General features: G+C 47.6%; 12 protein-coding genes. 7 read left to right on the top strand and 5 right to left on the bottom strand.

Features of this window, described 5'->3' with window-relative positions:
* Positions 1 to 198 precede the first annotated feature (198 nt).
* The 4 genes from QUB11_RS18315 to QUB11_RS18300 form a co-directional block, all read right to left on the bottom strand.
* On the bottom strand, positions 199 to 1,839 hold the full coding sequence (locus QUB11_RS18315; protein ID WP_333203809.1) for a 2-isopropylmalate synthase: 1,641 nt from the start codon (positions 1,837 to 1,839) through the stop codon (positions 199 to 201).
* Positions 1,840 to 2,160: 321 nt separating this feature from the next.
* Entirely contained in the window at positions 2,161 to 2,682 is a 522-nt protein-coding gene (locus tag QUB11_RS18310; RefSeq protein WP_006633075.1) for a LabA-like NYN domain-containing protein, read from the bottom strand.
* A 338-nt stretch (positions 2,683 to 3,020) separates the two neighbouring features.
* On the bottom strand, positions 3,021 to 3,671 hold the full coding sequence (locus tag QUB11_RS18305) for a response regulator transcription factor (RefSeq protein ID WP_333203807.1): 651 nt from the start codon (positions 3,669 to 3,671) through the stop codon (positions 3,021 to 3,023).
* Positions 3,672 to 4,320: 649 nt separating this feature from the next.
* Positions 4,321 to 4,746 carry a ferredoxin gene (locus tag QUB11_RS18300; protein WP_333068660.1) on the bottom strand — a complete coding sequence of 142 codons (426 nt, stop codon included), beginning with the start codon at positions 4,744 to 4,746 and terminating at the stop codon, positions 4,321 to 4,323.
* Positions 4,747 to 5,159: 413 nt separating this feature from the next.
* Here QUB11_RS18300 and groES point away from each other — a divergent pair, with 413 nt between their 5' ends.
* The 7 genes from groES to QUB11_RS18270 all read left to right on the top strand — a co-directional run bounded on the left by groES (position 5,160) and on the right by QUB11_RS18270 (position 9,401).
* Positions 5,160 to 5,471 (top strand): co-chaperone GroES, encoded by a 312-nt coding sequence (gene groES, locus QUB11_RS18295; protein WP_332945088.1) that lies wholly within the window; start codon positions 5,160 to 5,162, stop codon positions 5,469 to 5,471.
* 138 nt (positions 5,472 to 5,609) lie between these two features.
* Positions 5,610 to 7,250: a chaperonin GroEL gene (gene groL / locus QUB11_RS18290; RefSeq protein WP_333203805.1), complete on the top strand. Its 1,641-nt coding sequence runs from the start codon at positions 5,610 to 5,612 to the stop codon at positions 7,248 to 7,250.
* 172 nt (positions 7,251 to 7,422) lie between these two features.
* Positions 7,423 to 7,626 carry a DUF6888 family protein gene (locus tag QUB11_RS31320; RefSeq protein WP_445251906.1) on the top strand — a complete coding sequence of 68 codons (204 nt, stop codon included), beginning with the start codon at positions 7,423 to 7,425 and terminating at the stop codon, positions 7,624 to 7,626.
* 113 nt (positions 7,627 to 7,739) lie between these two features.
* A complete protein-coding gene (locus QUB11_RS18285; RefSeq protein WP_333203803.1) occupies positions 7,740 to 8,099 on the top strand; it encodes a hypothetical protein in 360 nt (119 codons plus the stop codon).
* A 27-nt stretch (positions 8,100 to 8,126) separates the two neighbouring features.
* The gene (locus QUB11_RS18280) at positions 8,127 to 8,495 is read left to right on the top strand and encodes a hypothetical protein (protein WP_333203801.1); all 369 of its coding nucleotides are present in this window, start codon (positions 8,127 to 8,129) and stop codon (positions 8,493 to 8,495) included.
* Between the two features lie 61 nt (positions 8,496 to 8,556).
* Entirely contained in the window at positions 8,557 to 9,219 is a 663-nt protein-coding gene (locus QUB11_RS18275; RefSeq protein ID WP_333203799.1) for a glutathione S-transferase family protein, read from the top strand.
* 11 nt (positions 9,220 to 9,230) lie between these two features.
* A complete protein-coding gene (locus QUB11_RS18270) occupies positions 9,231 to 9,401 on the top strand; it encodes a hypothetical protein (protein WP_333257007.1) in 171 nt (56 codons plus the stop codon).
* A 142-nt stretch (positions 9,402 to 9,543) separates the two neighbouring features.
* Here QUB11_RS18270 and QUB11_RS18265 read toward each other — a convergent pair whose 3' ends face one another.
* Positions 9,544 to 10,455, bottom strand: coding sequence for an SH3 domain-containing protein (locus QUB11_RS18265; RefSeq protein ID WP_333203797.1), 912 nt, complete (start codon positions 10,453 to 10,455; stop codon positions 9,544 to 9,546).
* Between the last annotated feature and the right edge of the window lie 553 nt (positions 10,456 to 11,008).

Raw genomic sequence — 11,008 nt, 5'->3', positions numbered from 1 at the left:
CCGTCCTTTTTGGACGGGCGAGACGCCCATCCCACAATAACAATTAAAATTGTAAGTTATTTAATTCGCGATCCTAAAAAAGATTTTAATTTTTAACCGCAGATGAACGCGGATTAACGCAGATTTATTTAGATATATCTGCTGTTATGTGCGTTCGTCTGCGGTTGGTTTCAAGAAAAAGGGCTGACAAGAAATTTATCAGCGCTGTGCTTCTGCAACAACTTCATTTCTGATCGGAGTTGGCTGTTCGGAGGATTTTTCAGCACTATGCTGCAATGCCTGATACAGGCGATTTAAAGCGCTGATGTATGCTTCTGCGGACGCTACGATAATGTCGGTATTTGCCGAGTGACCGGAAAATACTTTGCCTTCGTGGCGCAAGCGAATTGTTACTTCCCCGATCGCATCTATGCCCGCTGTTACCGATTGTACAGAAAACTCGATCAACTCGTTCGGTACGTTTACCACCCGGTTAATTGCCCTGTAAATCGCATCCACAGGCCCAGTGCCGATCGCAGCATCGGTCAATTCTTCACCCGCCGGATTCCGCACAGTGACAGTTGCTGTCGGGCGAGATTTGTCGCCGCAAGAAACTTGCACCAATTCTAAGCGGAAAAGTTCCGGTGCTTGGTGCACTTCGTTATTGGCGATCGCCTCTAAATCCCAATCCGTAATCTCTTTTTTCTTGTCTGCCAAATCTTTAAACTTGACAAAAGCCTTATTTAGCTCATCGTCGGCCATTTCAAAACCCAACTCTTTCAAGCGAGTGTGGAAAGCGTGGCGCCCCGACAATTTACCCAGCACGATTTGATTTTCAGTCAAGCCGATCGACTCAGCGTCCATAATCTCGTATGTCCGCTTATTTTTCAGCACCCCGTCTTGGTGAATTCCCGACTCGTGAGCGAAAGCATTTGCCCCGACAATCGCCTTATTTGGCTGCACCAACATCCCCGTCAAATTGGAAACCAAGCGGGAAGTTTTATAAATTTGGCGCGAGTCAATATTTGTCAGCGGTTCCTCAGAATCGGCAGGCCGGCCCAAGAACGGATTATAATATTGACGCCGCACGTAAAGCGCCATTACCAACTCTTCCAGAGCCGCATTTCCCGCCCGTTCGCCAATCCCGTTAATCGTGCATTCTAACTGTCTGGCGCCATTTTTCACAGCTTCCAAAAAGTTAGCAACTGCCAATCCTAAGTCATTGTGACCGTGAACAGAAATAATTGCGCGATCGATATTCGGCACATTTTCCTTAATTCCGCGAATCAAAGCCCCAAATTCGCTCGGAGTCGTGTAGCCGACAGTATCGGGAATATTAACAGTAGTCGCACCCGCTGCGATCGCCCGTTCTAGAACCTGATACAAAAACTCCGGTTCCGATCGACAAGCATCTTCCGGCGAAAACTCCACATCATCCACAAAAGACTTAGCGTAAGCCACCATTTCCGGCACAATTTCCAGAACCTCAGCCCGCGTCTTTTTCAGCTTATACTCCAAGTGAATATCGGACGTAGCCAGAAACGTATGAATTCGCGAATTTACGGCGGGTTTGAGAGCCTCGGCTGCTGTTTTAATATCCGGCTTTCTCGCCCGTGCTAAACCGCAAATTGTCGGCCCATCTTCCGTGCCAACCGATCGGGCTATTTTTTGGACTGCCTCGAAATCTCCCGTGCTGGTGAAAGGGAAACCCGCTTCAATCACATCCACGCCCAATCTCGCTAACTGGCGGGCAATAGTCAGCTTTTCATCCACATTCAGAGAAGCACCCGGAGATTGTTCTCCGTCCCGCAAAGTCGTATCGAAAATAATAATCCGGTCTTGACTTGGTTGAGTTTTCATAGCTCTAAAAAGTGTTTTCCTGATTTTTACTTGTCCGTTTTTCTGGATTTTTAGCCTCCAGCCAGTCGATTTTAGATTTTAGATTTTAGATTTTAGATTTACTCCACAGATGAATCTGGGAACTTGAACCTTAGTCTAAAATTTTGGGCTACTGGCGGCTCCTATCGGAAAGCAAGTATGCGTTTTTGGGCGGGGGCACCAGTCCCGTGTTTCGCGCCAATAACGAATAATTAATAACCCATAACCCATAACCCATAACTGCTGACTAATAACTACTAACTAATGACTAATGACTAATGACTAATAACTACTGACTAATGACTAATAATCCATCTTCTCGATATGTTCCCTAATTTCATTTAGGTCTATATACCTATCTGTAGCATTTCGTAACTCTCTAGCAATCATTCCTTCGGTTGATACCACAGTAATATGAGTATTTTTCGAGCGGAGCAGTTCGATCGCCCGCTCAAAATCCCCATCCCCGCTAAACAGCACAACTTGGTCGTATTGATCCACGGTATTAAACATATCAACCACAATCTCTATGTCTAAATTAGCCTTTTGAGAATATCTGCCCGAAGCATCGTCGTAATATTCCTTAAGAATTTTAGTGCGAACCGTGTAACCCAGACTGATCAAAGCATCTCGAAATCCCCTTTGATCTTGGGGGTCTTTCAGACCCGTATACCAGAAAGCATTGATCAAGATGACATTCGGCTGCGAAGTTTTGAAATATTCGAGCACCCTGCGAGGATCAAAAAACCAACCGTTCTTTTGTTGAGCGTAGAACATATTGTTCCCGTCCACAAAAATAGAAAGGCGGTTCATTAAGTTTGTCATAGAAACTTAGACCTAATAATTGTAGAAAGAAGTTAATCTAAATATCACATTTTAGCAACATGGAGCTAACTGAGGCAATAGATTAGACTTCAGAAAACTCCATCTCCCCAGTATTTCATATTTTCGGCTCTACCGCCAGAGGGTTCTTTTAACCCTGCTTGCATTTGAGCGAGGGGCCCTCACAAACTATACGCCTAGTAACTCAATACCGGCTGCCGTGTCAAGGTTAATGGCGCCTTCAAACTACCGCGCCCACCGCCCTACCGCCAAGCAGGCATACGCCCAGCGCATAGCAGTAGATTTTGCTCCCCTGATTTCATAGCGCAGACTACCTCCGCTCAAGCCTTTTTGCTTTCAAGAGCCCAGCGAGCTAACTCTGTCCGGTTGTGCAGACCTGTTTTGCCCAGCATATTGCTGACGTGGCTTTCGATAGTCCGCTGGCTGACATTCATCACGTCTGCGATCTGGCGGTTTGCCATACCCTGCGCTAGCAACTGTACCACCTTTAACTCAGTGGGAGTCAATTCGACATTGCGGCGCGCCTTAATTTTTGTGCCACTCTCTATACCTGGATTTGAGTGGCCAATCAAGCGGGAGGCTGCTTTCAGAGAAGATTCTACTTGGGCTACCAGTTCTTCTGGTTCAAAAGGCTTGACTATATAAACGTCCGCCCCAGTGCTCAAGCCTTTTACTCGGTCTGAACTTTGACCTTTTGCGGACAAGAAAAGAACCGGAATCCAGTTAGTGCGAGGGTCTTCTCTGATGTGTTTGACTAAAGTGTAGCCGTCCATTTCCGGCATCATCACATCGCAGATAATCAAGTCGGGAACTTCTTGTTCTAGTTTTTCCAGAGCGTCTCTGCCGTTTTCTGCTGTAATGACGTTGTAACCCCGAAACTCCAAGTAGTCCTTGACCAGCAAGATCAAGTTGGGGTCGTCGTCAACCAGCATCAGCCGTTTTTGCTCTCCTGAATTATTGTCCTTTGTCATGTTTATTCCCGCTAAAGTATCCCGCACGCTTCCTTGTTTTCACTTCTGTTTTTTCCGTCAGTCCCCCGCCACCCGGCTGGGGGTGGAGGACGGCGATCGACTGAAGGGATGGCGGTGAGGGAAAGCGGGGCGGGTATTACCGCTTCCCAACCTGTAATCGACGGCTGTTTGTGAGTGTCTTACGACCTGGAACGCAGCCAAAACCAGTAATGGACGATCGCCCTGTCAAGATCGGCCTTGATTGATTGGAGATTCCGTAACAGAGCCCAAGTTAAATATTTAATCTCGATCGGTTCAATTTCAGGTTAATGCCCCGGTTTTAAATGATACTTCTGATATAGAGAAATTTAAGCAGACTCCCTACTTACGTATTTAACTGTTTCTAGTGTAGTTTGGCAACCTGCTTAGTGTCGGCCACTGAGAAATTTTTGCACAAAATTTCACAGTTACTCCGATCGATTTTTTTTACTGTACCTTTTGAGAAACACAAGGAACACGGGAAGGCGCACAAGGAAGACAAGAACCTAACTACAGTTTTATTGAGCTGTAGCAGGTGCGATCGCCCGGACGCCCAACCGTCTAAATTTCTCACCCTTAACCTTAAATTTAACACTTTACCTATAACCCTGTACTTTAAACAGCGCTACACTTAAATGTTTGGCTGGGCCTCAGAAGGCACAGGCAAAGGATGAGTCAAGAAAGCGTATTCTTGAACGACCTTTGAGTTTAGGAGATGTTCCTGAATAATTCTCTCAATGACGGGTGGAGTAACGTCGCGATACCACACTCCGTCTGGATAGACTACCATAATCGGGCCAGACGCGCACACTCGCAGGCAATTAGCTTTCGTGCGAAAAACGCAGGTTGGTCGAGTGGCACTTGGCTTGTCGAGCCCCAATTCTTGCAAGCGTTTTTTTAAGTAATTCCACGCCTCCAGACTGGTTTGCCGATCGCAGCACTTGGGCACGGTTTGGTCGGCACAGATAAAAATATGCCGCTCGATTTGAGCGATTCCCAGGCTTTGGACGCAAGCGCTCAAGCCTTGGCTGCAAGATTCCTCGTTATTTTCTGTCATTGTCTTCATCAATCAAAAGTAATTGGTTAGCGATCGAAAGTCATCATCACAGCCCCCACTCCCTCCCGTCTCAAGGGTAGGTTTTTTACTATTCAGAAATTGAGGGCAAGCAAGAGGCAAGTTTTAAAGGCATAACCAGTCGAAATCCGGGCTTTTTCGCTTCTAGCTCTCTCCCCCTCTCCCTCTCTCCCTCTCCCTCTCTCCCCCTCTCCCCCTCTCCCTCTCTTTGCCTCCTACTCATTCTCGGTTCGGGAACCCGTACTGACAAGTAAGTTGCGATCGCCCCTGACTAAAGCTAAATTAGCACTCAGGAGCCGAGAGTGCTAATATGTCAGTTGTAAGTAGTCCGCTGTTGCTTTCATCGTGACCCCTGACGACTGACTCACGACAATCTGTAATCTGGAGATTTATTTATGGCAGCAGTATCACTGAGTGTTTCTACCGTTAAACCGTTAGGCGAGCGCGTGTTCGTGAAAGTAAGCGCTAGCGAAGAAAAAACCGCCGGCGGCATCCTTCTGCCCGACACAGCTAAGGAAAAGCCCCAAGTAGGCGAAGTCGCGGCCGTGGGCCCCGGCAAGCGCAATGACGACGGCACCCGCATTGAAATGGAAGTCAAAGTCGGCGACAAAGTTCTCTACTCGAAGTACGCCGGCACCGACATCAAACTCGGCACAGACGAATACGTCTTGCTTGCAGAAAAAGACATTCTGGCGATCGTTAACTAATTAATCATTAGTCATCAGTCCTTAGTCATCAGTCATTAGTTTAAAGCGAACGCCGCCAAACAACTAATGACACGGGGCAAATGACTAAAATCCATCATCCCCAATCCAAAATCTCAAACCCTCTCATCCCCAAAAACTATGGCTAAGCGTATCATCTACAACGAAAATGCACGTCGCGCCCTCGAACGCGGTATGGACATTTTGGCCGAAGCAGTGGCCGTAACCCTCGGCCCCAAAGGCCGTAACGTGGTTCTCGAAAAGAAATTCGGAGCTCCTCAGATCGTCAATGACGGTGTTACCATCGCCAAAGAAATCGAACTAGAAGACCACGTAGAAAATACAGGCGTTGCCTTGATCCGTCAAGCAGCTTCCAAAACCAACGACGCAGCAGGCGACGGTACAACAACTGCTACCGTTTTGGCTCACGCAATGGTCAAAGAAGGTCTGCGTAACGTAGCAGCCGGCGCAAATGCGATCGCCCTCAAGCGCGGTGTTGACAAAGCAACCACGTTTTTGGTAGAAAAAATTGCCGAACACGCCAAACAAGTAGAAGATTCCAAAGCCATCGCTCAAGTCGGCTCCATCTCTGCTGGTAACGACGATGAAGTCGGCCAAATGATTGCTAACGCAATGGACAAGGTGGGCAAAGAAGGCGTGATTTCCCTGGAAGAAGGGAAGTCTATGACCACCGAATTGGAAATCACCGAAGGGATGCGCTTCGACAAAGGCTACATTTCTCCCTACTTTGTCACCGACACCGAACGGATGGAAGCGATTCTCGAAGAACCCTTCATCTTGCTGACAGACAAGAAAATCGGCTTGGTACAAGACTTAGTACCAGTGCTCGAACAAGTAGCCCGTTCTGGCCGCCCGCTGTTGATCATTGCAGAAGACATTGAGAAAGAAGCTTTAGCTACCCTCGTTGTCAACAAACTGCGCGGTGTGTTGAACGTGACTGCTGTTAAAGCACCTGGTTTTGGCGATCGACGCAAAGCCATGTTAGAAGATATCGCCGTATTGACCGGCGGTCAACTGATCACCGAAGATGCCGGTTTGAAACTGGAAAACACCAAGCTGGAAGTAATCGGCAAAGCTCGCCGCGTCACCATCACCAAAGACAGCACCACAATTGTTGCCGAAGGTAACGAAGTCGCAGTCAAATCTCGCTGCGAACAAATTCGCCGTCAAATGGACGAAACCGAGTCTTCCTACGACAAAGAAAAGCTGCAAGAACGTTTGGCCAAATTGGCTGGTGGCGTCGCAGTCATCAAAGTCGGCGCGGCTACCGAAACAGAAATGAAGGATCGCAAACTGCGTCTTGAAGATGCGATCAACGCAACCAAAGCTGCTGTAGAAGAAGGCATTGTCCCCGGTGGCGGTACAACTTTGGCTCACCTGACTCCTCAATTGGAAGAGTGGGCTAATAGCAATCTCAAGGGCGAAGAATTGACCGGTGCATTGATTGTGGCACGGGCTCTGGCTGCTCCTCTGAAGCGGATTGCTGAAAATGCTGGTTTGAATGGCGCTGTCATTGCTGAGCGCGTCAAAGAAAAGCCGTTCAACGTTGGTTTCAACGCAGCGACAAATGAGTTTGTCGATATGTTTGAAGCTGGTATCGTTGACCCTGCGAAGGTGACTCGTTCTGCTCTGCAAAATGCAGCATCTATTGCTGGCATGGTGCTGACAACCGAGTGCATCGTCGTTGACAAGCCTGAACCGAAGGATGGCGCTGCTGCAGGCGCTGGCGGCGGCATGGGCGGCGGCGACTTCGATTACTAAGTCGATAGTTTGATGGGGCGGGCTTTAGGGCCCGCCCTGTTATATTGGTAACGGTTTTTAGCATAGGCATAACAACTCTAAAGCGACATTAACTAAACGCACAATCTCTAAGGCCCCGTGCCTCTGTACTCAGCTAGGTTATACCCAAAAACCTAACCCCGCGTAACCGTTAATGAAAACTTTTGGAGTTAAAATGAACCTGCCAACTGCTGAACAAAGCATCAAGTGTGTCATACTATGTCAATCCTTAACCAATAAATTCACCATCCCTGTTTTCATCTGCCTAGACGAGCGAACAGGTAATCTATTTATACTGGCAGGAGATAATATAGAGATAGAAATCGATCGCGATGGTTCTTTGTTAGACAAAAATTAGAGCAACTGAAGACGAGTTAGCTCTAAAAAAGCGATCGCCCCTTGCCTGAAATGGTGAGGGATTTTTTTTTCTGCGATACAATCAAGACAGCACTTAAAAAGCGTGATTTAAACATGGTAACAAGCTTAAATGTATTGCAATCCCAACCATCTAGCCAATGGAAAGTGACACTCCTGTTAGAAACTCTCTCATCAGGACAGGTTTCTGCTTCTGTTTTCGAGTTTCCGCACTGTCGAGTTGAAGCAGCAACTCGGGAAGAAGCCATTACCCAACTTCAAACCACTTTGTTAGAAAGACTTAAGCATATTGAAGCTATTTCCTGGGAAGTACCGATTCAGGCTTCAGAACCCACCTGGATGCAATTTTCGGGTGTGTTTAAAGACGATCCAGATTTTCAGGAAATTATGGACGAGATTCGTGCCGAACGTACCTCTGACGATGACTCTGAAATCGAGCCCTCATACTACCTGTAGAGGTGATTTATAGGATAGTAAGCTAACATGAATCTATCATTTAAAGATTTAAGGTTTATTATAGAAGCCATTGAACATCAAATCAATGCCTATCAAGAACGTTTGCAAGTAATTGAAGATGTAGATGAGGATGAGGCTGCCGATCTAGGGAACGATATTAAATTTTTAGAGCTTCTCCACGCAGACATGACGACAACTTTAGATCAGAATACCAAACCTTTAAGTTCTGATGATAGTTTTTCGCCCTATCGAAATGATAATTATTCGGAAAACTCACAAGATTTATCTTTTCAAGAATTAGTAAAATTAACGCTTAACTTGTCAGTTAGCGAGCGGTTATTTCTAGTAGAGGCTATTACCTCGTCTGTGCGTCAGGAAGTCACTATCAGCCAATAATCAGCCAATTATAGCATCTTTAGAAGTTTGTTATGATGATATTTTGATTATAGCAACCGCCATGAAACTTTACCACACTCCCATTTCCGCCAACTCCCGCCGCGTGTGGATCGCCCTCCTAGAAAAAAACCTCGACTTTGAATTAGTAGAAATCCACTTGGACGGCGATAACTTACAGCCAGACTTTATCGCAATGAATCCTTTTCGCCGCATCCCTGTTGTAGTCGATGATGACTTCACCGTCGTCGAGTCTCTGGCAATTCTTGACTATCTAGAAACGAAGTATCCAGAACCGGCAATGTTGCCAAAAGAACCGAAAGATTTGGCAGTTGTGAGGATGGTAGAATTGGTCACGGTTAACGAACTTGCGCCGGCACTTTACCCCCTCAGCAGTGAAAAAATGGGATGGGGAACTCCCCAAGCGCAGGAAATCGCAAAGGCTAAGGAAAAAGTCGATACTGTGTTGAAATTCTTTGAAGGTTTGTTGGACGATCGCCCTTTTTTCGCTAGCAACAGTGTCACGTTTGCCGAGTGCGTTGCCGGCACCGTCGTGCCCTTGCTATCTTGGGTTGATGTGTCCCTAGACGGCTATCCTAAAATTCAAGCTTGGTGCGATCGACTGCTGGCCCGCCCCTCATGGCAGCAAACTCAATTCACCGAGGCAGATTTGGCAGCTTTCGCATCTCGGAGACAAAAGTTTCTCGCACAATCTCAAGCCTCCTGAACAAATCAATTGTGAAGCGATCGCTCTTTTTCCTTGCTGTTTTCGCCTGGATCCAAATTCCCATCGCAGCAATGGGGCAGCCCACAGCCCGATCGAACTACGAATCAATTAGCGTCAAACAGTTCCTGGGCGATCGCAAAATTACCGTCTCCAACCCCAAAGATATCGCAGCAAAACTCTGACTCGCGACAGAAATAAGTTATTCCTGGGTAAGTCATCGAAGCAATCTGGGTTCCGCGTTGTTCGCTTGCTGCGCGACAATCTTAAAACTATTTTCGGTGTCGATCGCTCTTTTAGTCAAAAAGAGCGATCGAACTCAGAAGTTTACTTGCACATGATCAAATTTCCAGCGGAGATGAATCCGGCCACAGGGGCTGAAATCTCAACCCAATTGCGGTTTTCTCCATTCTTATCTTTCACTAACTGGAAATTCGGTACAAGCGTTACTTGACCGTTAGCCGGTACACCGCCTTTAACCGCAGCAGTCCTTGAAGGCTCAGTGCGGATAGCTAGACCCCTCGGCGCTACGCGAGGTTCTACTTGTCGGCACAGGCTTACTGGGCCCGTTGCAGGTGCTGGTGCGGGCGCTGGTGCGGGCGCTGGTGCGGGCGCTGGTGCAGGCGCTGGTGCTGGCGCTGGCGCTGGTGCTGGTGCTGGTGCTGGTGCTGGTGCTGGTGCTGGCGCTGGTGCTGGTGCTGGTGCTGGTGCTGGTGCTGGTGCTGGTGCTGGTGCTGGTGCTGGCGTCGCTGCGGGTGCCGGTGCCGGTGCTGGTGCTGGTGCCGGTGCTGGACTAGGGGAAGGAGTTTGACTAATTGTGCTGGCTGTCGTGCACGAACCTAAATTAGCCTCGTTGTTGGGATATCCGCTAGCCACATACCCTGTGACGGGAGCGGTAATTTGAATCCAGAGGCGACCGTCGGAGGCTTTAACAGAAGTAGCGCCTTGGGACAGCATTACCTGAGTATTAAGTGGTACCCCGCCAACTCTAGGGGATTTGGGGTCTGGGTTCTGGCGAACGGTCAAACCTTCTTTGGGAGTGACTTTGCGGCAAAGGTTGCCAGCCTGGGCTATTTGAAACGTGGCGCTATCTTCAAAGGAAATATTTTCCGCATCTTGACTGACAGTGGATGTTGATGGGGCGGCAACACCGATGGCATTCGCCTGCAAACTTCCGGCTACGATCGCGATCGCGCCCAGCACTGCAGCGGGCTTATTCCAGCAATTCAAGTTTTTCATCCGTTCAAATCCTCACTTAACCACAATCATTATCTTAATTGCAGGTCAATATAGCAAAAAAATCGATTTGTCTTCCACAAAAAAGCTTTATATAACTTTTTTATGACCGCAAGTCAAGTTTAATTTATATATTTTAATGTTTGGTGAGTTGAGCGAAGACAAATAAAGCTGCTACGCCGATAAATGACTCATTATGGCAGAGCGGGGGAGGGAGAAGGCGAGAGTGTCCGAGTCGGGGAATGGTAGACGGGAAAAGTAAACAGTTAAGTGTTTAAATGCGGGACAGTTTACTAGGACTGCAAGTCATTTGTTGTGTTCGTTAAACCATTTAGCTGTCAGTTGTTGCAGTTGAGTAATATGGGGCTACATTTCATGTGAATTATTGGCAGATTCGAGAGCGAGATTGTGCTGGAGATAGTCCCAGATTCTGAGTGACAGGCGATGGGCGCGATCGACCCCATCGTCGTAGTGGGCTGGCACAAGCCGGATACAGTTCTTCGATCGCGCTCACATAACTCCACTGTCGATCGTACCTTACTTAAACAGGACTTAC

The sequence above is a fragment of the Microcoleus sp. B6-A1 genome, assembly GCF_036705085.1.
In the GTDB taxonomy this organism is placed as follows: domain Bacteria; phylum Cyanobacteriota; class Cyanobacteriia; order Cyanobacteriales; family Microcoleaceae; genus Microcoleus.
This window is presented reverse-complemented; position numbering and strand designations above follow the sequence as displayed.

Coding starts and splice junctions, on each gene's coding strand:
- QUB11_RS18315 (WP_333203809.1), bottom strand. CDS start 1,839: ATGAAAACTCAACCAAGTCAAGACCGGATTATTATTTTCGATACGACT.
- QUB11_RS18310 (WP_006633075.1), bottom strand. CDS start 2,682: ATGACAAACTTAATGAACCGCCTTTCTATTTTTGTGGACGGGAACAAT.
- QUB11_RS18305 (WP_333203807.1), bottom strand. CDS start 3,671: ATGACAAAGGACAATAATTCAGGAGAGCAAAAACGGCTGATGCTGGTT.
- QUB11_RS18300 (WP_333068660.1), bottom strand. CDS start 4,746: ATGACAGAAAATAACGAGGAATCTTGCAGCCAAGGCTTGAGCGCTTGC.
- groES (WP_332945088.1), top strand. CDS start 5,160: ATGGCAGCAGTATCACTGAGTGTTTCTACCGTTAAACCGTTAGGCGAG.
- groL (WP_333203805.1), top strand. CDS start 5,610: ATGGCTAAGCGTATCATCTACAACGAAAATGCACGTCGCGCCCTCGAA.
- QUB11_RS31320 (WP_445251906.1), top strand. CDS start 7,423: ATGAAAACTTTTGGAGTTAAAATGAACCTGCCAACTGCTGAACAAAGC.
- QUB11_RS18285 (WP_333203803.1), top strand. CDS start 7,740: ATGGTAACAAGCTTAAATGTATTGCAATCCCAACCATCTAGCCAATGG.
- QUB11_RS18280 (WP_333203801.1), top strand. CDS start 8,127: ATGAATCTATCATTTAAAGATTTAAGGTTTATTATAGAAGCCATTGAA.
- QUB11_RS18275 (WP_333203799.1), top strand. CDS start 8,557: ATGAAACTTTACCACACTCCCATTTCCGCCAACTCCCGCCGCGTGTGG.
- QUB11_RS18265 (WP_333203797.1), bottom strand. CDS start 10,455: ATGAAAAACTTGAATTGCTGGAATAAGCCCGCTGCAGTGCTGGGCGCG.